Source organism: Aquimarina celericrescens (assembly GCF_042682765.1).
In the GTDB taxonomy this organism is placed as follows: Bacteria; Bacteroidota; Bacteroidia; order Flavobacteriales; family Flavobacteriaceae; genus Aquimarina; species Aquimarina celericrescens.
Genome location: NZ_JBHUHY010000002.1, coordinates 110,070 through 134,018, shown reverse-complemented (window position 1 = coordinate 134,018; position 23,949 = coordinate 110,070). Strand labels below are relative to the sequence as shown.

General features: G+C 33.6%; 28 protein-coding genes. 10 read left to right on the top strand and 18 right to left on the bottom strand.

Annotated features, from left to right (window positions below; translation table 11 throughout):
- Positions 1-22: 22 nt before the first annotated feature.
- The 5 genes from lpdA to ACFSJT_RS00605 all read right to left on the bottom strand — a co-directional run bounded on the left by lpdA (position 23) and on the right by ACFSJT_RS00605 (position 3,983).
- The gene (lpdA, locus tag ACFSJT_RS00625) at positions 23-1,414 is read right to left on the bottom strand and encodes a dihydrolipoyl dehydrogenase (protein ID WP_378318242.1); all 1,392 of its coding nucleotides are present in this window, start codon (positions 1,412-1,414) and stop codon (positions 23-25) included.
- 151 nt (positions 1,415-1,565) lie between these two features.
- Entirely contained in the window at positions 1,566-2,102 is a 537-nt protein-coding gene (locus ACFSJT_RS00620; RefSeq protein WP_378318241.1) for a hypothetical protein, read from the bottom strand.
- A gap of 62 nt (positions 2,103-2,164) precedes the next feature.
- Positions 2,165-2,560 (bottom strand): peptide-methionine (R)-S-oxide reductase MsrB, encoded by a 396-nt coding sequence (msrB, locus tag ACFSJT_RS00615; RefSeq protein ID WP_378318240.1) that lies wholly within the window; start codon positions 2,558-2,560, stop codon positions 2,165-2,167.
- Positions 2,553-3,047, bottom strand: coding sequence for a peptide-methionine (R)-S-oxide reductase MsrB (gene msrB, locus ACFSJT_RS00610; protein ID WP_378318239.1), 495 nt, complete (start codon positions 3,045-3,047; stop codon positions 2,553-2,555). Before msrB (ACFSJT_RS00610) ends, msrB (ACFSJT_RS00615) begins: the two co-directional genes overlap by 8 nt.
- A gap of 66 nt (positions 3,048-3,113) precedes the next feature.
- Entirely contained in the window at positions 3,114-3,983 is an 870-nt protein-coding gene (locus ACFSJT_RS00605) for an alpha/beta hydrolase (protein WP_378318237.1), read from the bottom strand.
- A 175-nt stretch (positions 3,984-4,158) separates the two neighbouring features.
- Here ACFSJT_RS00605 and ACFSJT_RS00600 point away from each other — a divergent pair, with 175 nt between their 5' ends.
- On the top strand, positions 4,159-5,670 hold the full coding sequence (locus ACFSJT_RS00600) for a DEAD/DEAH box helicase (RefSeq protein ID WP_378318235.1): 1,512 nt from the start codon (positions 4,159-4,161) through the stop codon (positions 5,668-5,670).
- A 129-nt stretch (positions 5,671-5,799) separates the two neighbouring features.
- Here the strand turns inward: ACFSJT_RS00600 and ACFSJT_RS00595 are convergent, their stop codons facing one another.
- The 5 genes from ACFSJT_RS00595 to ACFSJT_RS00575 are packed head-to-tail and all read right to left on the bottom strand — an operon-like array spanning position 5,800 to position 8,473.
- Positions 5,800-5,970 (bottom strand): hypothetical protein, encoded by a 171-nt coding sequence (locus tag ACFSJT_RS00595; protein WP_378318884.1) that lies wholly within the window; start codon positions 5,968-5,970, stop codon positions 5,800-5,802.
- Positions 5,971-6,006: 36 nt separating this feature from the next.
- On the bottom strand, positions 6,007-6,714 hold the full coding sequence (locus ACFSJT_RS00590; protein WP_378318233.1) for an aspartate/glutamate racemase family protein: 708 nt from the start codon (positions 6,712-6,714) through the stop codon (positions 6,007-6,009).
- A 19-nt stretch (positions 6,715-6,733) separates the two neighbouring features.
- The gene (locus ACFSJT_RS00585) at positions 6,734-7,519 is read right to left on the bottom strand and encodes a PhzF family phenazine biosynthesis protein (RefSeq protein WP_378318231.1); all 786 of its coding nucleotides are present in this window, start codon (positions 7,517-7,519) and stop codon (positions 6,734-6,736) included.
- Between the two features lies 1 nt (position 7,520).
- A complete protein-coding gene (locus tag ACFSJT_RS00580; RefSeq protein WP_378318229.1) occupies positions 7,521-8,120 on the bottom strand; it encodes a short chain dehydrogenase in 600 nt (199 codons plus the stop codon).
- Positions 8,121-8,161: 41 nt separating this feature from the next.
- A complete protein-coding gene (locus ACFSJT_RS00575) occupies positions 8,162-8,473 on the bottom strand; it encodes an ArsR/SmtB family transcription factor (RefSeq protein WP_378318228.1) in 312 nt (103 codons plus the stop codon).
- Positions 8,474-8,692: 219 nt separating this feature from the next.
- Between ACFSJT_RS00575 and ACFSJT_RS00570 the strand changes: the two genes are divergently transcribed.
- Both ACFSJT_RS00570 and ACFSJT_RS00565 read left to right on the top strand, forming a co-directional pair.
- Positions 8,693-9,532 (top strand): M57 family metalloprotease, encoded by an 840-nt coding sequence (locus ACFSJT_RS00570; RefSeq protein ID WP_378318226.1) that lies wholly within the window; start codon positions 8,693-8,695, stop codon positions 9,530-9,532.
- 285 nt (positions 9,533-9,817) lie between these two features.
- Positions 9,818-11,032 (top strand): class I SAM-dependent rRNA methyltransferase, encoded by a 1,215-nt coding sequence (locus ACFSJT_RS00565; RefSeq protein WP_378318224.1) that lies wholly within the window; start codon positions 9,818-9,820, stop codon positions 11,030-11,032.
- A gap of 53 nt (positions 11,033-11,085) precedes the next feature.
- On the opposite strand, the gene ACFSJT_RS00560 is transcribed toward ACFSJT_RS00565, so the two are convergent.
- Together ACFSJT_RS00560 and ACFSJT_RS00555 are read right to left on the bottom strand one after the other, a co-directional pair.
- On the bottom strand, positions 11,086-11,496 hold the full coding sequence (locus ACFSJT_RS00560) for a DUF2541 family protein (protein ID WP_378318223.1): 411 nt from the start codon (positions 11,494-11,496) through the stop codon (positions 11,086-11,088).
- A 242-nt stretch (positions 11,497-11,738) separates the two neighbouring features.
- On the bottom strand, positions 11,739-12,575 hold the full coding sequence (locus ACFSJT_RS00555; RefSeq protein WP_378318222.1) for an OmpA/MotB family protein: 837 nt from the start codon (positions 12,573-12,575) through the stop codon (positions 11,739-11,741).
- A 325-nt stretch (positions 12,576-12,900) separates the two neighbouring features.
- Between ACFSJT_RS00555 and ACFSJT_RS00550 the strand changes: the two genes are divergently transcribed.
- A complete protein-coding gene (locus ACFSJT_RS00550) occupies positions 12,901-13,872 on the top strand; it encodes a peptidoglycan DD-metalloendopeptidase family protein (RefSeq protein WP_378318221.1) in 972 nt (323 codons plus the stop codon).
- Positions 13,873-13,875: 3 nt separating this feature from the next.
- Here ACFSJT_RS00550 and ACFSJT_RS00545 read toward each other — a convergent pair whose 3' ends face one another.
- Positions 13,876-15,126, bottom strand: coding sequence for a response regulator (locus tag ACFSJT_RS00545; protein WP_378318220.1), 1,251 nt, complete (start codon positions 15,124-15,126; stop codon positions 13,876-13,878).
- A 161-nt stretch (positions 15,127-15,287) separates the two neighbouring features.
- On the opposite strand from ACFSJT_RS00545, the gene ACFSJT_RS00540 reads away from it, so the two are divergent.
- The 5 genes from ACFSJT_RS00540 to ACFSJT_RS00520 all read left to right on the top strand — a co-directional run bounded on the left by ACFSJT_RS00540 (position 15,288) and on the right by ACFSJT_RS00520 (position 18,907).
- Positions 15,288-15,935: a hypothetical protein gene (locus tag ACFSJT_RS00540; RefSeq protein ID WP_378318219.1), complete on the top strand. Its 648-nt coding sequence runs from the start codon at positions 15,288-15,290 to the stop codon at positions 15,933-15,935.
- Positions 15,936-16,097: 162 nt separating this feature from the next.
- Complete coding sequence (locus ACFSJT_RS00535; protein WP_378318218.1) at positions 16,098-16,586, top strand: RNA polymerase sigma factor; 489 nt, start codon at positions 16,098-16,100, stop codon at positions 16,584-16,586.
- Positions 16,587-16,591: 5 nt separating this feature from the next.
- Entirely contained in the window at positions 16,592-17,194 is a 603-nt protein-coding gene (locus tag ACFSJT_RS00530) for a hypothetical protein (protein ID WP_378318217.1), read from the top strand.
- Between the two features lie 245 nt (positions 17,195-17,439).
- Positions 17,440-17,835: a hypothetical protein gene (locus ACFSJT_RS00525; protein WP_378318215.1), complete on the top strand. Its 396-nt coding sequence runs from the start codon at positions 17,440-17,442 to the stop codon at positions 17,833-17,835.
- Between the two features lie 217 nt (positions 17,836-18,052).
- On the top strand, positions 18,053-18,907 hold the full coding sequence (locus ACFSJT_RS00520) for a sterol desaturase family protein (protein ID WP_378318213.1): 855 nt from the start codon (positions 18,053-18,055) through the stop codon (positions 18,905-18,907).
- 87 nt (positions 18,908-18,994) lie between these two features.
- Here the strand turns inward: ACFSJT_RS00520 and ACFSJT_RS00515 are convergent, their stop codons facing one another.
- Positions 18,995-19,207, bottom strand: a complete 213-nt coding sequence (locus tag ACFSJT_RS00515) for a hypothetical protein (RefSeq protein WP_378318211.1) — start codon at positions 19,205-19,207, stop codon at positions 18,995-18,997.
- Positions 19,208-19,765: 558 nt separating this feature from the next.
- Here ACFSJT_RS00515 and ACFSJT_RS00510 point away from each other — a divergent pair.
- On the top strand, positions 19,766-20,419 hold the full coding sequence (locus ACFSJT_RS00510) for a class I SAM-dependent methyltransferase (protein WP_378318209.1): 654 nt from the start codon (positions 19,766-19,768) through the stop codon (positions 20,417-20,419).
- Positions 20,420-20,443: 24 nt separating this feature from the next.
- On the opposite strand, the gene ACFSJT_RS00505 is transcribed toward ACFSJT_RS00510, so the two are convergent.
- The 4 genes from ACFSJT_RS00505 to ACFSJT_RS00490 form a co-directional block, all read right to left on the bottom strand.
- Positions 20,444-20,821 (bottom strand): DUF779 domain-containing protein, encoded by a 378-nt coding sequence (locus ACFSJT_RS00505; RefSeq protein ID WP_378318207.1) that lies wholly within the window; start codon positions 20,819-20,821, stop codon positions 20,444-20,446.
- 11 nt (positions 20,822-20,832) lie between these two features.
- Positions 20,833-22,356: an aldehyde dehydrogenase family protein gene (locus ACFSJT_RS00500; RefSeq protein WP_378318206.1), complete on the bottom strand. Its 1,524-nt coding sequence runs from the start codon at positions 22,354-22,356 to the stop codon at positions 20,833-20,835.
- Positions 22,357-22,556: 200 nt separating this feature from the next.
- A complete protein-coding gene (gene adhP / locus ACFSJT_RS00495) occupies positions 22,557-23,594 on the bottom strand; it encodes an alcohol dehydrogenase AdhP (RefSeq protein ID WP_378318205.1) in 1,038 nt (345 codons plus the stop codon).
- Positions 23,595-23,683: 89 nt separating this feature from the next.
- Positions 23,684-23,905 (bottom strand): hypothetical protein, encoded by a 222-nt coding sequence (locus ACFSJT_RS00490; RefSeq protein WP_378318204.1) that lies wholly within the window; start codon positions 23,903-23,905, stop codon positions 23,684-23,686.
- Between the last annotated feature and the right edge of the window lie 44 nt (positions 23,906-23,949).

Here is a 23,949-nt window from a genome sequence, read left to right as displayed (position 1 = left end):
ACAGCTTTTTGATTTTCAATATTTATAAATGAATCACTTCATCATAGGCATCGGCAACCGCCTCCATTACCGCTTCACTCATTGTTGGGTGAGGATGCACTGCTTTTAGGACTTCATGTCCTGTAGTTTCTAGCTTTCTTCCTAAAACGGCTTCAGCAATCATGTCTGTTACTCCGGCACCGATCATGTGGCAACCTAACCATTCTCCATATTTTGCATCAAATATAACCTTAACAAAACCATCTTTTGTTCCTGCTGCACTAGCTTTACCAGAGGCCGAAAAAGGAAACTTTCCTATTTTTAGTTCATATCCTGCTTCTTTGGCTTGCTTTTCAGTCATTCCTACACTGGCAATTTCAGGAGAGGCATAGGTACATCCAGGGATATTACCATAATCAACAGGTTCAACATGCATTCCTGCTATTTTTTCAACACAGGTAATTCCTTCTGCAGAAGCAACGTGAGCTAATGCAGGTCCTTGTACAACATCTCCGATAGCATAAACTCCGGGAATATTGGTTTGGTACCAATCGTTGACAACAATCTTGTCTTTATCAGTCGCTATTCCTAATTCTTCAAGACCAATATTTTCTATATTCGTTTTAATACCAACTGCAGATAAAACGATGTCAGCTTCTAGAATCTCTTCACCTTTTTTTGTTTTTACCGTAGCCTTTACTCCATCACCACTGGTATCTACACTTTCAACAGAAGAATTGGTCATTACCTTGATTCCGGCTTTTTTGAAATTACGTTCAAATTGTTTGGAAACCTCTTCATCTTCAAGCGGAACTAAATTTGGTAAGAATTCAACAATAGTAACTTCTGTACCCATTGCATTATAGAAGTGAGCAAACTCTACACCAATTGCACCTGATCCCACAACAATCATTTTCTTGGGTTGTGATTTTAATGTCATCGCCTCACGATAACCAATTACCTTTTTACCATCTTGTGGTAAGTTAGGAAGTTCTCGTGACCTGGCTCCTGTAGCGATGATGATATGTTTAGCTTCATAATCGCTCGATTTACCATCGGCATCGGTAACCGTCACTTTATTATTAGCTTTTAGCTTCCCAAAACCTTCGATCACATCGATTTTATTCTTTTTCATCAGGAATTGAACTCCTTTACTCATTCCATCGGCCACTCCGCGACTGCGCTTTACCACCGCATCAAAATCTTTATCAAACTTTTCTATAGTAAGTCCGTAATCTGAAGCATGTTTTAAGTATTCAAATACTTGTGCACTCTTTAACAGTGCTTTGGTTGGAATACATCCCCAATTTAAACAAACACCTCCAAGGCTTTCTTTTTCAATAACAGCAGTTTTAAATCCTAACTGGGAAGCTCTAATTGCAGTAACATAACCTCCAGGGCCGCTTCCTAAAACGATGATATCATATGTGCTCATAAATTCCAATTTTTTGAAGTCACGAATTTAAGGATAATTCGGCGAACCAAAAAAGGAATTCAATATTCAATAACAATAAGATTTCTATGAAAGAAGAAACGCTACTTTCCGAAGAAAATAGCGTTTCTGTATTTTTTAATCAAATACTTCATTATTGCTTAATAGACATCTTCGGAATAGACCTGGATTTCAGTTTTAAAGCAGTAGATAAAGCGTTATAATCTTTTAGATTGATGTTGTTGTCATCAGCAAACGCAGCAGGAACAACTACAATTCTAAACAACTGATTCACTGTAAACTCTGGACCTACCAGATTTGCATCGGGAACATCAAAATCTAATATGATCTCTACATCATCAATGGTAAAATTATAACGATAATTCAGAAAACCTTCTACAGCTCCAGTAGTTTCGTTAAAAAAGAAAAAAGAAGCTGTTGGCAATGGTTCCCAAACTGGCTCACCGTTGAAGGTTCCCTCTCTGCGAAATACTTGAACAACATCTGAATCAAAAACCTCTATGCCGTTATCTAGAAAAGAAAAAGTTACTGCAAAATCTGGTTGTCCAAAAGTTACGGGATCTAAATCTATGGTCGTTCCAATAGTATCAAAATCTACAAAATCGTCGTCATTTGAACAAGAAGTAAATAATAAGGTGGTTAGACATAATAGTGTGAAAAGCTTTTTCATAACTAGTAATATTAAGAATTAATTATTTTTAATAGTATCAATAAGTGTTCCAAAAAACTGTTTTAAGATTTATCAAAATCTATACTCAGGGAGTTGACGCAATATCGCTGACCGGTTTCTGTGGGTCCATCATCAAAAATATGTCCCAAATGACTACCACAATTGGCACATAATATTTCTGTACGGATCATTCCATGCGACGTATCTCTAATATATTCTACACTTCCTTCAATTGATTTGTCGAAACTAGGCCATCCACATCCGGAGTCAAATTTTGAATTACTTTCAAACAAAGCAGCATCACAAGCCATACATTTATAAGTTCCGTCCTCAAAATGCAGGTTAAACTCTCCGGTAAAAGGTCTTTCGGTACCTTTCTGTCGTAACACTCGGTATTGCTCTTCTGAAAGTTGCTCTTTCCACTCAGCTTCTGTTTTTTGTATTGGATAGTTACTCATTTTCTGTTTTTTTAGGCTCAAATACTAATGCATCACCGTTAATACAATGTCTCATTCCTGTTGTTTCTCTTGGGCCATCATTAAAAACGTGTCCCAAATGTCCTCCGCAGGTACTACATAACAATTCAGAGCGAGCGTATCCTAATTTATAGTCCACATCTTTATCAACACTTCCTTCTATGGCACGATCAAAACTTGGCCATCCTGTGCCACTATCAAATTTATGCTCACTTTCGTATAAAGGAGTATTACATCCTGCACAATAAAAAGTACCAGGTTTATAGATTTTATTCAGCGGACTTGAAAATGGTCTTTCGGTACCGGCTTGTCTTAAAATGTAAAATTGCTCTGATGTTAAGACTTCTTTCCATTCAGCTTTGGTTTTAGAGACCCGATATGTTTTTTCTTTAGTCTTATCTGCCTTTTGTGCTGTCCCAGAACAACTTATAAGTTGAAATACAATGAGTATAAACATTAACTTTTTCATAGCTATAATTTTAATTCTAAAATAGTGTATTAGTCGAAAAAATATGTGTTCTAATACAAATAATTGTTATTCATTTAAAAACTTGACTATTTGGGTGATCACGTTTTCATCTCCCAATATTTTTCGATGTCCTAATTTTTCGGTAAGCAAAAGTTCTCCTTTCTGGAGAGCTTCCAGTATTTCATAAGCAGAGCTATAATGCACATCTACATCGTTTTTGTCATGTACGACAAGGGTAGGTATTTTAACTCCTTTTGCCGAAACTGCTCCAGAATAATTATCAAGGTCTTCTCCATATCTATTATCAAAATATGATTTTAATAGGCCTGCCACTTTTTTACTAAGCTGTAGGTTTTTAGCAAAATTTTTAGTGATGGCCGTAATACTATTTGCCGTACCAATAATTACCAATTTCTTAATTGATAAACCCTGCCCGGTAGTTCTGAGTAAAGACATTCCGCCAAGAGAATGTCCAATTGCAGCCTCAAAAGGGCCATATAATTTTTCAAGATGATCAATAGTCTCCAAAAAATGAGGTAACATTGTTCTTTTTCCAGGTGATTTGCCATGAGCCGGAGCATCAAAACTTATTGTACTGTATCCTTTTTCGAGTAGTTTATCGGCAATTTTTGATAGTTGTGTGCCGCTACCAGACCAACCGTGAACCAACAATATTTTCTTTTGAGATTGACCATATTCGTATACCATTACCTCCCGGTTAATTTTTTCTATACAAATAAGCTCTTTTTTACTTTTTTGATACATTATCTTCTCTCTTTCCGGCATTTCATAACCAAAAGGAGTTAAGAATATTCTTGCGGCAAATCTGGAAGCTAAAAAAGGTGAGATCCAATTTAATATTTTACCTGTATATAATATGGATTTTGGAAGTAACAGGGCCTGAACAGGAATTAAATCTTTGTCAGTTTTATTCATAGATTGTACTTAAATTCTAAGACTCAAAATTAAAGGAAGACAGGGTTTTGAATCAAGGAATTATGAATAATTAACATTTCGTACTATTTGAGTGAAGAAATATAATTGCTTAATTGTTTCGTATAACTTCTTAAAGTGCTTAATTTTGTAGCTTATTTTTTAACAAAGCCCACTATTGTCACCTATAGAGATAGAAAAGAAAGAACAAAAGGTCCTTTATGATTACCAGAAACGGGATATCGACAAAATATTTAGTCGTGTCGAGGAGTTTCCTGAAAGCTATAACTTGTTGTATCAGCTTCCTACCGGGGGTGGAAAGACGGTTATATTTTCAGAAATTGTAAGACGCTACATAAAAACTACCAAAAAAAAAGTTGTAGTTCTTACCCATAGAATAGAGCTTTGTGGTCAGACATCTAATATGCTTACCGAATTTCAGGTTAAGAATAAGATCATCAATAGTTCTGTTAAAGAATTGTACGACCAAGGGGAGTATATGTGTTTTGTAGCCATGGTAGAAACTCTTAACAACAGGCTTAATGATGACCAGTTAGAGTTACATAATATTGGGATGGTTATTATTGACGAAGCACATTATAATTCGTTTAGGAAACTATTTAAGTTTTTTGGTAAGTGTTTTATTCTTGGAGTTACCGCAACACCACTTAGCTCTAACATGAAACTTCCTATGAAAGATAATTATAATGAATTGATTGTTGGTGATACCATAAATTCTTTGATAGGTAATGGTTTTCTGGCAAAACCGGTTACATACACTTATGATGTAGGATTGGGTTCTTTAAAAATAGGAATGAATGGTGATTACACCGTAAAGTCTTCTGAGGAGTTGTATACCAACATGATGATGCAAGATAAGCTTTTAAGGGCTTATGAAGAACGATCAAAAGGTAAAAAAACTCTAATTTTTAATAATGGAATCAATACATCAATTTATGTATATGATACCTTTAAAAAAGCTGGATATCCTATTCGTCATCTCGACAATACAAATAGCAGGCAGGAACGAGAAGATATTCTCGCTTGGTTTAAAAATACAGATGATGCTATTTTGACTTCGGTAAGCATTTTAACGACTGGATTTGATGAACCTACTGTTGAAAGCATTATTCTTAATAGGGCTACAAAATCATTAACCTTATATTTTCAAATGATAGGAAGGGGATCTCGAATTTTACCCACTAAACCTGAATTTACAATTGTAGATATGGGTAACAACACGGCAAGGTTCGGGCTTTGGAATGCTGAAGTAGACTGGCAATCGATATTTAGATCTCCTGATTTTTACTATGATAATTTGGTAGGAGATGAAGAGATAGAAAGAAATTTTAAATATGTCATGCCAGATGAGATTAGAAAAGAATTTGTCGAATCAACAGACATAGAATTTGATATTGAAGAAGAATACTCAAAAACCAAAAAGTATAACTTAAGAAGTCTAACTGTTCTCGAAAAATCTATAGAACAGCATGCTAGAATGTGTGTAGAAAATAGTGAGGACGTTTTTGATGCCCGTATTCTTAGCAGGTTATTGGATAAAGATATAGAGTTTAGAGTTAAAAGATACTCATATTGTATTAGTAAAAGTACCAAGAACTACAGGGATTGGTTAGAAGAGGATTATAAGCGAAAGTTAAGATCCAAGATCAATCAGTTGTTTATGGATTAGTATGGATTGCTATACTTTTACAATCAGTTTTCCCATATTTTCTCCATAAAAGAGTATATTTAAAGCTTTTGGAAGATTCTCAAGCCCTTCCACAATTGTTTCTTTGTATTTTATTGATTTATCTTTTACCTAAGGAGTCATTTCTTTTCCAGATTGCTGCATGCGCATATTTGGATCGATACTAAAATATTCTGATTTTATCAATGCCAGGCCAGGTTTTAGATCTGATAGCTTTAAAGTCTTTTCGATTAATGTGTAATGACTATCATCTACTAGCTTTTTAGGACGTTTTGAATATATCCACTGCTTATTTTTAGTTCTGTCATGTTGGTTTGATTATAATTTGATTGCTTTATTTTGTAAAGCCAATTCAACAGCACTTTCTGCATGGATTTTTGTAGTATCAAATACTGAAATATTCACATCTTTTTGTTGTATCAACATAGGTAGTTCTGTACATCCAAGAATGATACCTTTTGCACCATCAAGTTCTAATGTTTTTATGATTCTAATCAATTCTTTTTTTGATGTATCCCTAACAGTTCCCAAAACCAATTCTTTATATATGATTTGGTGAACAATATCTCTATCAACCTTATTTGGGATGATGACTTCTATTCCATATTCCTTTAGTGAATTTTTATAGAAATCCTTTTCCATCGTAAATTTTGTGCCCAAAAGAGCTACTTTATTTATGCCTTTTTTGTTTATTGCTTCACCGGTTGCTTTAGCAATATGCAAAAATGGGAGAGAGGTATTCTTTGTCATTTCCTCACTACACAAATGCATTGTATTTGTACAAAGAATAAATAAATCGGCTCCTGCATTTTCTAATTGTTTTGCCGCATTCACCATTAATTGATTTAAGCCATCCCAATCATCTTTATGCTGAAGATATTCAATTTTTGCAAAATCGACAGAGGTTAAGATACATTTAGCCGAGTGGAAACCCCCTAATAATTTTTTCACTTGCTTATTAATTAATTCGTAATAAATTGCAGTTGATTCCCAACTCATTCCGCCAATTAATCCAATAGTTTTCATATCTGACTCACTTTTAAAATCATATTTCAATTTCTCCCTGTAGATAAGGAACCGAATGTCCACTCATAAAAACGCGATCTCCTTCTAATCTGCAATCTAATTCTCCACCTCTTTTTGATAACTGAAAGGCTTTAAGTTTAGTTTTATTCAATCTTTCGGCCCAAAATGGTACTAAAGAAGCATGTGTAGAGCCTGTAACCGGGTCCTCTGGCAATACATTAGCATTGGCATCAAAAACACGAGACACGAAATCTGAGTCTTCACCTCTGGCTGTAATGACGATACCTAAATATGGTAAATCTGTTAATAATTCGAGTTTAGGATTTTCGTCAAGAACCTCTTTTTCTGAAGAAAGGGTTATTACAAGATCCCTTGAAGCATGAGCATCTAAAGGTTTTGCCTTTAATGCATTAAAAATTTCCTTCGGGATCTCGACTTGTTTAGGAGGTCTGGAAGGGAAATCTAAAGTTATAGATCCGTTTTCTTCTTTAGCAGCTTTTAGAATTCCGCTTTTTGAAGAAAATGTAATCTCATTAATTTTGGTATCCAAATAATTGAAGATTACATAAGCCGAAGCCAGAGTAGCATGACCACATAGATCTATTTCGGCATGCGGCATAAACCATCGTATTTCATAGAGATCATCTTTTTTAACAAAATAACCTGTTTCTGCCAAATTATTTTCTATGGCGATATTTTGTAAGGTTTTGTCATCCAGCCAGTAGGGTAGAGGACAAATAGCTGCCGGATTGCCACTAAAAAGTTTTTTGGTAAAGGCATCGATTTGATAAATCGGTATTTTCAAACTAGTATTTTTTCAAGATTTGACCTGTGATATTTTCTGTTAATGCTTGTTGATACAATTTGATAGCTTTTTCAATGGATATTGGAAAATGTCCAGCAAACTTTTGATCTGCCGGAAAATCTCCTAAAATAGCACCGGGAGCAACTACATTCAAACGAATTCCGCGTTCTAATTCGTTAGATGCAGCATTTACAAAACTATGTAATGCTCCGTTCACTAAGGACAGGGCCACTGCATTAGGTTCATAATGCTCTGCAAGAATACCAGTAGTAAGGGTGATACTACCCTTATCTGCAAGATAATCCTTTGCTACATGTACAAGATTTACTTGCCCCATAAGTTTGCTTTGTATTCCTACATAATAATCCTCTTCAGTAAGTTCTGCAAGAGGTTTCCAGGAAGCTGTACCTGCAGCATTAATAACAGCATCTAATTTTGGTAGTGTTTTAAATATATTGGCGATTGACTCTTTATTGGTAATGTCGATGGGATGGGAGTCACTGTGTCGGTGTGCTCCAAATACTTCGTACCCAGCGCCTTTAAAGCTATTGTAAATAGCAGAGCCAATAGTTCCTGTTGCTCCTACAACTAAGATTTTCATAAGTATAATATCTAATTTTATGAATATGTTTTATTAAATTTTTATAATTTATGGTAGATCGTATCCAAATATTCTTTGATTACTTCTTCATTTCGCTTAAAATAGGTCCATTTACCATGTCGTGTGGTTATCAATAAACCTGCCTTTTGCATACCCGATAAATAATGAGATATAGTAGGTTGCGACAAACCAGACTTATCTTGAATATATTGGCCGCAGACACCATCATTAAAATGTCCCAAATCTTTATGAGGAGGGAAGTTAGCCTCTGGATCCTTCAACCATTTTAAGATCGCTAATCGAGTTGAATTAGAGAGTGCCTTATTAATTTCTAGAATTTTTTTATCTACCATAACACAAATATAAATATTTAATTTTATAAATATGTTAAAGCTACTTCAAAGTACTGAAAGAATTTTCTGATATATATAAATTATTGTTATGGTTTAACCGCATTTAACAGATGAATAATGTATTTAATCTATAATTTTAATACTCGTGTGCTTTTTTTTGAAGAAATAATATTTACATTGAGCTATAAATAAAATATGTCCAACTTAAATATTAAAAAAATGAAAAAAAGCAAAGTTTTATCATTTTATACTGTTGTATTCTTAATGATTACTATTTTTATTTCTTGTGATTCTGACAATCCCGAAGAATTAAGTCAGTTTGAAAACGAAATTTCAAAAGAAGTTTTGGCAAAATTAGAGAAAGCCCATTTCACAACAGAAAATGCTCGTATAATTGAATTTATGGGAGAAAGAGGAGTAGCAGTCGAAGATATGTTCTTAACTTTTGAACAAATCGATGAACTATTACAAGGAGTCATTGGCCCTCACGAAAAACAATATCGCACTACAAACTTAGTAACCGGACTCCCAAGAGTAATTACGGTAAGTGTAGATCCAGCTCTGGGTAGCCTGGGATCAGACGCATTAGATGCAATGATTACTATGTACAATTCAGAAAATTTGCAGTTAACCTTTCAGCGTGTAGCTTTTGGTCTTAATGGAAGAAGAAAAGCGAATATTGAGGTTACCGAGTTTTATGAATTAGAATCTGGAGGATTTATTACTTTAGGAAGAGCCGCTGGATTTCCAGATAGAAGAGGTAATCCGGCAAAAGGTTTTGGAATAAATAGTAGATGGTTTGAGTTGCTTAATCCCTCTTTGGCCGAGGTAAAAGGTACTATGGCTCACGAAGTTGGTCATTGTATTGGATTTCGCCATACTGATTTTATGACAAGAGAAAGTTGTGGTCAAAATATTAACGAGGGTAGTGCAGGGGTTGGAGCCATCCATATTGATGGTACTCCAACCATATCTGATTCATCATCACTGATGCAGGCATGCGGCCCAGCCGACTCCTTCAATAATAATGATATTATTGCTTTAAACGTTTTGTATTGAAACTAATATAATTTATTATTGTTTTAAAAGAGAACTAATTAGAAATTCCGTCAAATAGTAAACATTATTCGAGAGAATTTTATGGCTCATGTAACAAAAGAAAGACATAGTCGTCTAATATATAAGGAGCTATAGAAAAAAGTACTCTCTTAGCTGCAAAACTTAGTTTTAACAATACAGAAAAGGCGCTTATCTTGATACTTCTTGAGATAAGTGCTTTTTCATTTTATTATTTCACTACGGTAAACTTGAGGAATTATAAAAATAGTAGTAATCTTGTTCGGTATGAAATTTATAAAGGACATTGATACAAAAAGGATTGCTGTTAAGCTAAGGCCTTCTGGAGAGAAAATGGTGAAAAGAGGCCATCCCTGGGTTTTCGAAGATAGTATTATCAAACAAAACACAGAAGGAAAGGCAGGAGATTTGGTTGTTATATATGATACTAAAAAGAACAATTTTCTGGCTTGTGGTTTATATGATCCTTTCTCCCCAATCCGAATAAAACTAATTCAATTTAAAAAGGCAGCACAAATTAACGAGCAGTGGTTCGCTTCCAAAATTGATTCTGCTTACACAATTCGTAAACCTCTTCTTGAAACCAATACAAATAGTTATCGATTACTTTTTGGCGAGAATGATAATTTTCCTGGTTTTATTGCCGATGTTTACGATCAGGTTTTGGTCATCAAGTTATATTCCCATATTTGGTTTCCTTATCTTAATAAGATATTACAAGATCTAATTAAAGTCACACAATGTAAAACTGTTGTACTAAGATTGAGTAGATTGCTAAAATCAAAAGGTGAAACGTATAGTCTCGTTGATGGATCAGTTCTCTATGGAAAACTAGAAAATGAAGTCGTTGTTTTTAGGGAACATGGAGTACTATTTTCGGCAAATGTAATCAAGGGGCACAAAACGGGATACTTTTTGGATCATCGACATAATAGAAAAAGAGTAGGAGAGCTTTCTAAAGGAAAAATGGTTTTAGACGTGTTTTCTTATGCCGGAGGGTTTTCTGTGCATGCCTTGCATGGTGGGGCTAAAGAAGTGATTAGCCTGGATATTAGCCGACAAGCTTTGGAAATAGCAAAAGAAAATGCTTCTTTAAACGATCATAACGGGAAGCATGACATATTGGTTACTGATGCTTTTGAGGGACTACAAAGCTTAATAGACGCGCATAAACAATTTGATATCGTAGTAATTGATCCTCCTTCTTTTGCTAAAAGGGAAAGTGAAATTTCTAAAGCAGAAAAGAGCTATGCTAAATTGGCAAGATTAGGAACAAGGTTAGTTTCACCCAAAGGTATACTTGTACTGGCCTCATGTTCATCCAGAGTAATTGCAGACGATTTTTTCGAAATTTGTGAAGAAAATATACTTGATTCGGGAAGAACTTTTGAAGTATTAGAAAAAACATACCACGACATTGATCATCCCATTAACTTTCCAGAAGGTGCCTACCTGAAGTGCGGTTACTATAGAATAAAATAAAAGAGCAACTTTTTGATTTAGTTGCTCTTCTGTTTTATGGGTTTTATTATTTTTCAATGTTTTCCAAACACATGTACCTTTGCACGTTTTCTGGATAAATTCTTAGTGTCATAAAAGAAAGTGATATCTCTTATAACTCTTTTGTTTCCTTTTAAATCAATTACTCTGGTCGCACTTCTTCGTGAAAAATTGTGTCTCAACAGTATCTCATCTTTTTGACCGTTACCATATTGTATAATCATGCGGTGCATATTGATAGAACCACCAGTTACCTTTATTTTTAGCTTTTTAAAACTTCCTTCTTTTGCGGTTACCTTGATAACATCTCTATCTAATCGATAATTAACAGTTCTTGAACCTAAATGATCCCATAGACCATTGTTTGTAGTAAAACTACTTGTAATCATTACTAATACTAGTAATAGTATTGAAACAGAAAACCTTTGTAATGTTATGCCTTTCATAATTTAAATATGTATTGATTTTTAAGTAAGACTGGGTAACAATGAAAAGGTTTAATAAGCAGTATTTGTTTTGTTTTAAAAAGAAGTAAACTACCTCGGGGCAAGCCCACTAGGCATCGGTAGGACATCAATTTTGATTTCGCGACAAGCTATGTAGTATTTAAATCTCGATTATCGAGTAAAAAGGGTAAATTACCGGCCAGTAACTTACCCTTTTTTACAATTATGATAATTCTTATAATTTAGTTGGAAGCAGTAAGCAAAGCAAAAAACTTATCCATATTTGGTAATAAAACAATTTTGGTTCGTCTATTAATTGCCATATTCTCTTCAGAATCATTTTCTACAAGAGGTTTATAGCTGCTTCTTCCCGAAGCAATTAATTTTTCTGGTGCGACGTTATATTTATTTTGTAATTTTCTTACAATTGAAGTTGCTCTTTTTACACTTAGATCCCAGTTATCCTGAACCACAGCATTACTTATAGTACGCGGATCGGTATGTCCTTCAACCATAACTTCAATACTCGGTTCTGAATTGATGATGTTGGCCAATTTTTCAAGAATTTCATTAGCTTTATCACTTACCCTGTAGCTTCCAGTTTTAAACAGCATCTTATCAGAAATTGATATCATAACAACCGTATTGTCAATATTGATAGAAATGTCTTCGTCCTCCTTAAGACTATCATCTAATGAGCTCTTAAGATTATGCGAGACGGCTAAATTCATAGAATCTTTAAGAGTTTTTGCCTCTTGAAGTTTATTTGGATCAACTTTGGCAAGTGTTTCTCTCATTTTTTCTTTAGAATTGTTAGATACGGCGACAATATCGTCTACCATTACCATTTTGTCGTCTCCAGCTTCTTTTAAGGAGTTGATCTTCGCATTGTAATCAGCTACTCTGGCTTCAATTTTGGCAAACTTGTCTTCTAATTCGTCTTTTTCAACTGCTGTTCTCTGTAAAGTACTGCGCGTATCTTGTAATTCTTGTTCTAAGGCAACATACTTTTTCTTTGATACACAAGAACTCATCAATATAGCCCCTGATAGTGCAATAAATGTGAATGATTTTTTCATGGTTATTTAATTAATTTATTATGCTATTTTAACTATGGGGTATTTCATTTATTGCTTATACAGATACTAATTTTTTCATATCTATTTCTTAAAAAATGTTAATAGTTTTAAGTTTAGATGATATTCCATAAAATATATACGTGAGTACTGTAAAAATGAAGATATTGACAACTATCTGATATTCAAAAAAATAGAATAATAAAAAAATATGACTTCAAAAATTTTGAATAAATTATCGGATTTATTGTAACAACGTATTATTTTTACGGTCATATTGAAAACATGGATACTTGCCCAGGTCTACTTCAAATTCTAATAATATTATATGTTTATTATAATTAAAAGGCGTGTATCTTATATTATTGTATTCTTATCATTTTTAGTGGTATCAATACAAGAAATGTATAGTCAACAAGATGATACAGCAGTAAAATACTATGAAAAATTGTTCATAAATGGTAAAACCGTCTATTTACCAATATATAATAAAAAGAATAGGTCTGAAGAAGATATTTCTAGTAAACTAGCAGATATTACCAGAGATTTTGAAGACAGCACATGGGATAACGTAAGATTTAATCCGTATAGGGGAGAAAGTATTACTTTCCCTTTTCAGTTAACCTTTGAGGGCAAACAATTCTCTTCACCTGTAGATAGAAAAATGGTCGTCACCTCTCGATATGGATGGAGGAGAGGAAGACCTCATAAAGGAATAGATATTGATCTTTGGGTAGGAGATAGTGTAAGATCAATACTTGATGGTAAAGTACGATATGTTGGATATCATGGAGGACATGGAAATACGGTAATTATAAGACATTATAATGGATTAGAAACGGTATATGCACACTTATCAAAGTTTTTAGTCAAAGAAAATGATGAAATTAAAAAAGGACAAGCCATTGCAAAAGGGGGGATAACAGGTAATGCAAGAGGTAGTCATTTACATTTGGAGGTGAAATATCATGGAAAAAGTATCAATCCAGAGTACTTATTTGAGTTTACAGACAGAACGGAGATTAGATCAGATATTGTTTTTGTAACCAGAAAGTGGATGACACCAAGATATCACCGTTCTACCCGACAGAGTAATATAGTCGTTCATAAAACGATAAATGATATTGTCCTTCAGGAGGAGCAACAAAAAAAGATTTATACGGTTAAAAAAGGAGATACCCTATATAGAATTGCCAATAGACACGGATTAGCTATAGCCGAAATTTGTGAAATAAATGCAATTAGAAAAAATTCAGTATTAAAAGTAGGGCAACAGATAATCATTACTTCAGCACAGTAAATGCTAGTTACGTACTGAGGTATCCAGATGTTTATTAATCATTTCCAGTAAACTATTTTTGTTATAAGGTTTTAGAATATAGTCATTTAATCCGGCGTGTATAATTTGTTTATTCAGTTGAGTTACATCTACTGCGGTTAATGCAATTATAGGTGTAATAGGATCAAATTCCCGAATTCTTTTTGTAGTACCAATTCCGTTAAGTTTTGGCATATTAATATCCATTAATATGATATCGTAATGATTTTCTTTAGCCAATTCGATGGCATCAAAACCATTATCTATAGTTGAACAATCAAAATTTTCTTTAGATAGCATTTTATCTGCAACTAAAAGATTTAGTTTATTATCATCTACAATGAGTGCCTTTAATCTTGTTTCATTTGAAGAAATAGTATCAACCTTTTTTGTTGCATCTTTATTTGGTAATTTTTTGAAATCAACCACAAAAGCATATTCAGAACCGGCATTTGGACTATTTTGTATAATAACTTCACCTTTTAAGGCGTCTGCCAGTCGTTTTAGTATTTTTGAGTTTAACCCGACACCTAAATACGATTTCTTTGCCTTTTGAACATCAATAAACTCTTGATAAATAGAATTTTCATCTTCTTTAGACATATTATATCCGTCGTGATTAACTTTGAAAGAAAATGTACTTGAATCTTCGTTACTCTTTATCAGATTAACTGAAAAATATACATTTCCATTTTTAGTAAAGCGTAAAGCATTATTCAATAAATTCATGAGTATTTGGCAAAGAATAGCAGGATCTCCTTCAATCATTTGATCAATTTCTGGATCAAATTCATAATGTAAAATATTATCACTATTTTCCGTAGCATAGCTAAACGAATTGACAAGATTTTGTGTAACCTCGTTAAGGTCAAAAGAAGTATCTTTTGCAGTAATACCTTCAGAGTCTAGATAGTTTACATGTAATATATTGTTTATAAGTGTTAGTAAGTAATCTCCAGAAAACTTAAGAGATTTTAATTTTCTGTCATTTTCCAGCTCAGGGTGTTCTGAAGCGATCAAATTTGTTAACCCCATGATACCGTATAACGGAGTTCTAAGTTCTTGACTTAGTAGCGATATGTAATCCTGTTGTTGGTTTAGTTGTTCTTCTGTTTCTATTTTTAAAGAATCTAATTCCTTATTTCTATTGTTAAGAGCCTTTTTTGCAATTGTATATTTTGTCAACAAAAAAAGAATTATAGCCAGAAGTATGCCTCCGATTATATAATTGGTCATAGCTACTTTTTTAGAGTACAAATATAAGACTTATCTTACAAGAATATTGATGAGTAAGGAGTAAAAAAACATACTCGTCAAAAGATTTTACAGGTAATTAACACTCTTAAGCCCTATAATACTTATCTTTATCACTATATTTTTAGATTGAGCTATTAGATATGAGAAAGAGATTCTTTTTGTTATTTTCAATAATGACTAGCGCATCTGTAAATGCACAGGTGGAGAGCACTTCTTCTTTGCGAATTGACAGCGAATCTGATCTCAACACTAATAAATATAGTTTGTCAGGAGAACTATCTACTTCTAAAACAAATAACAATTTTACTTTATATACCCCTCCTAAGGAACTCAAAGATTATGCTCGTAATCGGAAACCTTTCAGTATGGCAGGTGACGACGGATTTTTCAAACCGGAAATAGAAGGTACTCCAAAATGGTTCAAAAAGGACAACGAGATTAAAGAAGAGTATAAAAGTGATCAATACTTAGGCGATTTTAAGAGCGGAGGGGAATTCGTGAGATTAATTTATCGCGATCATCAATTTGTTGATGGAGATATCGTGAGAATATTTGTTAATGATGATATCTTGGCTTCTAGTGTTTATCTTTCGGGATCTTTTCAAGGCTTAAAAATTGATCTATTAAAAGGATTTAATAAAATTGATATCCAAGCTTTAAATCAGGGAGAGTCAGGTCCAAATACTGCTGAATTTCATCTTTATGATGACCAAGGAAATTTACTTACAGGTAATGAGTGGAATCTTACCACAGGTGTAAAAGCGACTCTTATTGTTGTCAAAGAATAATTGTAACGCTTTTTTTATTGATTACTACTAGTCTTCTATTCTATCTTTTATATTAATCCTTTCTTGTTTTCTTAAATTGAAACACAAAATGATAAAATAATTTTTATGGTTTTGTGATTTTTTTTGTGTCTTCTGTACTAATTAAGAAAAATATAACCCAGTATGAGTAAAGAGTATGAGTTTACTCGAATTATTAAAGACCATGAAGGAGTTATTTATAAAATAACCACTGTCTACACCAATAATCAAGATGATCAAAAGGATTTGTATCAAGAAATTGTGTATCAATTATGGAAATCCTTCGATAGTTTTAAAGGAAATTCAAAGATAAGTACCTGGATGTACAGGGTTGCTTTGAATACTGCTATCACTAGATTGAAAAAGGAAAAACGAAGAGGTGACCAGATAGGGATTGATAAAGTGATTATACAGCAAACCGAGCAATATGATTCAGAATTCGAAGAACGATTAAAAATAGTATATACTCATATTCAAGGACTTAATGAATTAGAAAAGGGATTGATGCTATTATTTCTGGAAGGGAAAAAATACGAAGAAATAGCCTTGATCACGGGACTTTCGCCGAGTAATGTAGGTACTAGAATCTCGCGGATTAAACAAAAACTAAAGACACTAATTGTAAAAAAATAAAGATGATGGAATTGGAAGAAATGCAAGCCGTTTGGTCACAAATGAGTGATCAAATAGAAAAACAAAAAAAATTAACTGATAAAATGATTATTATGATGACACAAGAAAAGTATAGAAATAAAATGAATAGAATTGCATATCCTGAAATGATAGGTGGAGTGGTTTGTTATGCTATAGCGATTGTAATACTTCTAAATATAAGCAAATTAGATAATTGGTATAGCTTATTATCGGGTATAATTAGTCTTATAGTGCTATTAATACTACCTATACTAACTTTAAGGTCAATTAATAGAATGCGTAATCTTAATATAGCAGGAAATAGTTACAAGCAAACATTGATCCAATATTCAAGGGCCAAAAAACAATTTCATAAACTTACCACAGTTGGATATTATCTGGGATTTGTATTAATGTTTACGATCATGCCCGTTACTTCGAAAATAATTAAAGGAAGAGATTTTTTCACTGAGACAAAAAATCCGTGGTTTTTTGTTATAGCCATCCCTGTAGCAATCACATTTTTTATATTGTTTTCTCGATGGGCCCTAAAGTGTTATAAAAATAATATTAATTCTGCTGAATCTTTAATTAAAGAATTAAAATAAAGACCATCCAGAACAACTAATATAATACATCTTTTAAAAATGCAAAAGCTAAGTATGATTACAGTAATTGTTACCAGCTCAATCCGCGTGATAATTATTTCTCCAATCTTTCAATAAAGTCTTGCATAAAAACATAAAATTATTATTAGTTTTATGTTTTTGCGTATTTTCGCAACTTAGTAGTAATGTAAGCGATAGCTTTTTCGTTTATGCTCGAATCGATAATGTTGTAAACTACGAGTAAGATGCCCAAATCTATAGAAGAAGAGAAGATAGTCCAAATATATGACCTTGAAATGGGAAAAGTAATTTTTTATGAAAATTACTTGGTTATTGAAGTGGCTGAAGGTATTTGTTTTGGTTATGAAAAAGCAAAAGAACTTTCGGCACTGACCAATTTACATTTTCAAAATCGACCTTTCGGATACATCTCAAATAGAATAAATTCATATTCTATCGAGCCTACCGATTATATGCGAATAAAAGATGTTTTTCCCAACCTTAAGGCTTTTGCTGCTGTGGTATACAATAGAGTTCAACAAACCAGTATAAATATTGAAAATATGTTCCTTCAAAATGGTATAACTACTTTTCAAGATCTGGAAACAGCTCAAACCTGGATAAAAGCCGAGCTTGAATAATTTTTATTCTTTAATACATACTTTTTTACTCCCATAATCTCGAATTAAATCTTTAAGAATTTAAAGATTAATAATCTCTAAGCTTTTTTGTATTCTTATTGAAGCGGTTAAGAAATGTCTGTTTTTGTTTGCGATGATTCTTGAAAAAGGACAAATGAAAATTAAATATCAAAAAAAACTATTTGCCTAATCATGAAAAATAGAATATTTTGTACTCATGGAAACGATAATGAATTATTTTGAAACTATTCCTTCATCGCACCGTAGTTTGATTTTGGTGGGAGGAATTACTTTTTTTTGGCTGATAGAATACGCAGCCCCGTTATTCAAGTTTAAGTACAAAAAATTTAAACACGCATGGCCAAATATTTTTTTTACACTTACTACAATCGTAATAAACTTTGTGTTAGCTTTTATTTTACTTAAAACAAGTGATTGGGCCGTCGCCAGCAAATTTGGAGTGTTACAGTGGTTAAACATGCCACTTTGGGCAACTATTTTAGTTGGCGTTGCTTTGTTGGATCTTATTGGTGCATGGTTAGCTCATTATGTAGAGCATAAGGTAAAACCACTGTGGATGTTTCATTTAATTCATCATACCGATAATCACGTGGATACAACAACTGCAAATAGACATCATCCAGGTGAAAGTGTCATACGTTTTATATTTACTACTCTGGCGGTATTTATTGTAGGTGCGCCCATTGGTATCATTATGTTATATCAATCTTTATCGGTTGTACTATCTCAATTTAATCATGCAAATATTTCTTTACCCAAAAGATTAGACGATGCTATAAGTTGGATAATAGTTTCGCCAGATATGCATAAAGTGCATCATCATTATGTATTGCCATATACAGATACCAATTATGGTAACATCTTTTCTATCTGGGATAGAATGTTCGGTACATTTGCAAAGATTCGTAATGAAGATCTCGTATACGGTGTAGATACCTATCCAGACGTAGATTCTAATTCTAAAATAAGTAAATTGTTAAAATTGCCATTTGCAGGGTATCGAGCGCCAGTAGGAGCTAAGTTTGAGGTAGAAAATAAATTAGATAAATAATATCGGTTTATTTGTCTTACATTATAAAAAAGCCGAATTCGTAGTTGAATTCAGCCTTTTTTTCCAGGAATTGAAGTTGACTATACTTTAGTATGCATAACGATTAGGCCTAATACGAATGTCGTATTCGTAGTCATTTCCGCTTAGCGAATAGCCAAGAAACATGTTTCGTTTTAGAGGGTTCTCCTTCAATGTTTTCTTTATATTTTTCGAAGTTGTCATGGTAGATTGTTTTTGATTGGTGAATGAATGCCTATTATGATTATCGGTACCGTCTTTTGGTATTCCAGATGTATCCATTTGTCGTACTAACTCGGCTTGTAATTTGATTGCTGTTTAAAGTTCTCATGATTTCTATTCTGTTTTAATGATTGATAAATAGTTTGACTTTTTGATTATCTGTATCTCCTTTTTGTATTCCAGATATATCCGTTTGTTGTGTTAACTCTGCTAGTAATTTGATTGTTGTTTAAAGTTCTCATGATTTCTATTCTGTTTTAATGATTGATAAATAGTTTGACTTTTTGATTATCTGTATCTCCTTTTTGTATTCCAGATATATCCGTTTGTTGTGTTAACTCTGCTGGTAATTTGATTGTTGTTTAAAGTTCTCATGATTTCTGTTTTTGAATATTGATTTTATATACTAGACGATGATAGATTTATTTTGTTACAGTACTATGTATAAAAAGGTACTATTTTAACAATAATTAACAAATTTTACCCATAAAATAGGGGATAAGCTGGTTTAATTATCATTATTGAAAACCCAAATTTTTCATAAAACACATACTACCGATTTAATTAAGAGGTATTTTGAGGATTATTATTCGTTAATTATAACTATCAAGGGGAAAGATGATACAACATGGTAGAGTTTTAATTTTTTTAATTTCAATTTTGTTTATTGAAACCAGTATCGCACAATACAAAGAAAATGACTGGGAGAAAAGGGATACGTGGATGAATGTATCCAAAATATTTGATCTTGCAGGCGTCAAATCGGGTAGTGCAGTTGCAGATGTTGGCTGTCATGAAGGTTATCTTACAATACGTATGTCAAAAAAGGTGGGTGAGACAGGTAAGGTGTACGCAGTAGATGTAAGGGAAGATCGCTTAGAGCGACTTGATGAACATTTGGCTGCAAGGAGTTTAACCAATGTTAAGACCATCCTAGGGGATTATGATAATCCAAAATTACCAAATACATCCTTGGATGTTGTTGTAGTCATGGATACCTATCACGAGATTGATGATTATATGGTCGTTTTAAACCACCTAAAAAAATCTCTAAAACCGGAGGGAAGAATTGTAATCATAGAAAAGTTTAAAAGTCATATGCGCAATACAACCAGAAATGAGCAAATGAAAGCGCATACGATTTCTTTAGATTTTGTAAAATCAGAGTTAAAAAAGGCAGGATTTACAGTTATTAAAGAGATTAAAGATTTTGGTGACTGGAAAAATGAATCGGACAAGAAGATTTGGGTTTTGGTTGGTATTTCAAAATAGTAGCTTAGATCTTATTGATATAGGTCATGTACTCACTCCTTTATGCACAGGACTTAATAGATTCATCTCAGCCTCATTAAATATCCTGGATTTGATAACAAAACGAACTCCAAGAGGAATTTCGAGCGAAAAGCTAGCCCCACGACCTTCTACCACGTCAACGGTAAGTTGCGTATGTTTCCAATATTCAAATTGATCATATGACATATAAAAGTCACAGTTATGAATATTACCTAACCAAATGTCGGTCTCGTTAATCATTAATTCACCTTTTTGAAAACACATTGGGGAGGAGCCATCACAGCAACCTCCACTTTGATGAAACATCAACTCCCCATGTTCTTTTTTTAAGGTATCGATAACTGCTTTTGCATTATCGGTGATTTTAACCCTTTCAATCATAAATCTGTCATTTAGAAAAATCCCATTGGTTTCTTATCATAAGAAATCAACATGTTTTTAGTATTGCGATAATGATTAAGCATCATTTTATGGTTTTCTCTACCAATACCGGATTTTTTATACCCGCCAAACGGCGCATGAGCCGGATATGTATGATAACAATTTACCCAAACGCGACCTGCTTCTATTGCTCTTGAAATTTTATATGCCTGGTGCATATCTCTTGTCCAAACACCGGCTCCAAGTCCATAAAGAGTATCATTTGCTATTTCAATTGCTTCAGCCTCATCTTTAAAAGTGGTAACACATGCTACAGGACCAAATATTTCTTCCTGAAAAACCCGCATCTCGTTATTTCCTTTCAATAAAGTAGGTTGGATATAATATCCTTTTTCTAAACCTTCTACATAAGCTTCTTCACCACCTGCAAGTACTTCACAACCTTCATCTTTTCCTATATTGATATAGTTGAGAATTTTTTCGAATTGATCATTAGAAGCTTGTGCACCCATCATAGTATCTGGATCAAGAGGATGGCCTAATTTGATCGCTTCTGTTCGTTCTATTACCCGTTCTATAAATTGATCATAAATACTTTCTTGTATTAGGATTCTTGACGGACAGGTGCAGACTTCTCCTTGATTAAGAGCAAACATCACTGCTCCTTCTATAGCTTTATCAAAGAACTCATCATCGGCATCCATAATACTTTCAAAAAAGATGTTTGGTGATTTTCCTCCAAGCTCCAATGTAACGGGAGTAATGTTTTTTGATGCATACTGCATAATTAGTTGACCTGTTGTGGTCTCTCCTGTAAACGCTACTTTATTTATACGCGGGCTAGATGCCAGCGGTTTTCCTGCTTCAACTCCAAAACCATTTACAACATTTAAGACACCGTCTGGAAGAATGCCTTCAATCATTTCCATTAAGATCATAATTCCTACCGGGGTTTGCTCTGCGGGTTTTAATACCACACAATTTCCGGCAGCAAGTGCTGGAGCTACTTTCCATGCGGCCATCAATAGTGGGAAATTCCATGGGATGATTTGTCCTACTACTCCAAGAGGTTCCAGAACATTTAGGCATACCGTTTCCGAATCAAGTTCGCTAACTGATCCTTCTTCTGCTCTAATAACGCCAGCAAAATATCTAAAATGGTCAATGGCCAGCGGAAGATCGGCTGCCAATGTTTCTCTTAGAGCTTTACCATTATCCCAAGTTTCGGCTCGCGCAAGGGATTCTAGGTTTTCTTCCATTACGTTGGCGATTTTCAATAAACAATTACTACGAAATGTAGCAGACGAGTGGTTCCATTCTGGTGCTGCTGCCCATGCAGCATCGATGGCAAGTTCAATATCTTCAGTAGTTGAACGTGCGATTTTGGTAAAACTGGTTCCATCTACAGGCGAAATATTATCAAAATATTCACCTTTTACTGGCTTCGTCCATTTTCCACCGATATAGTTGTCGTATTGATCCTTAAAGCTGGGTCTTTCCATCTTGCTTTTAGGAGATGCTTTTGAGATACTCATAATAGTTAGTATTAAAGTTTTTAATTATTGAAATGTGTGTGTTCTTGACAGAAAAGATATTTTTCTGACAATGACGGCATCTATATCTAAATATACTGTATTTTGATCAAAATTTCTGTACTCCTAAAGTTAATATTATCAGTTTTTTTTAATTTAAACAATAAGACCTATAATTTTGAAATGAAGGAGATTCAAATTTTTCACTTTGTATGAAGGTCAAGTACCATTCTACCTTCGATTTTACCTTTACGCATATCGTCAAATACAGCATTAATATCTTCTAAAGAAGCAGAGTGAGTAGTAGTTTCTACTTTACCTTCTACCGCAAAGTCGATAGCTTCCTGTAAATCTTTTCGAGTACCTACAATCGACCCTTTTACGGTAAACCGGTTCAATACCATATCAAAAATGGGTAGATTAAAACTTCCAGGAGGAAGTCCGTTCATCACCAAATTTCCTTTTCTTCTCAGGATCTGTAATGCCTGTTCAAAAGCCACAGGTGCTACGGCAGTAACCAAAGCTCCATGAACACCGCCACGGGTTTCTTTTTTAATGGCTTCTGCCAGATGTTTATCTTTAGCATTCACTACAAATTCTGCCCCTAATTTTTTAGCTAGTTTCAGTTTATCATCTGCAACATCAATAGCAGCCACGTGTAGCCCCATGGCTTTGGCATATTGAATTGCTAAATGACCTAATCCTCCGATTCCTGAGATAGCTACCCATTCTCCAGGCTTGGCTTCAGTCTCTTTAAGTCCTTTATATACAGTTACCCCAGCACATAGAATAGGGGCCATTTTGATAAAATTAATGTTAGAAGGAAAATGGCCTACATATCCCGCATTTGCAATTGCATATTCTGCAAAACCTCCATCGACACTATAGCCACCATTCTCTTGCGTTTCACACAGGGTTTCCCAACCTGTAATACAATGTTCACAATGTCCACAAGCACTATATAACCAGGGAACACCAACAATATCCCCTTCTTTTACATGCGAAACTCCTTTGCCTATTGCGGCTACGTAGCCAATTCCTTCATGACCGGGAATAAGCGGCAATTTTGGTTTTACTGGCCAATCACCTTCTATAGCGTGCAGGTCTGTGTGACAGACTCCCGAGGCTTGTACTTTAACCAAAATTTCATCTCTTTCCGGTCTTTTTACTTCTGTTTCTTCAATCGCGAGTGGTTTTCCGAATTCTCTTACCACAGCTGCTTTCATTGTTTTTGGTAGCATAGTTTTTTAATTTAGTTTTAATGATCTGTTTATGTAGAATATTGAAATATAATTTAGCTTCTTTACATAGATTATGATAAAAATCAGGATCACAGAATTTTTATAAAAAGTTCAAAAATGATTTTAATATTCTTATCTAATTTGACCAGGCCTAAAAGCTTTTTAGGTGATTTTAAATCAAAATGTGTAATATCCAAGTCCAATACTCCATTTACTTTTAATTCATGATCAGCACGTACATTTATACAGGTTTGATATTCCTTTTGTTTTCCTGCAATGGTGATATCTATTTTGGCTTTACCAGTTATCATATTTTGAATATTTTAACCTAAGATTGATGTATTTGTGCGACAAG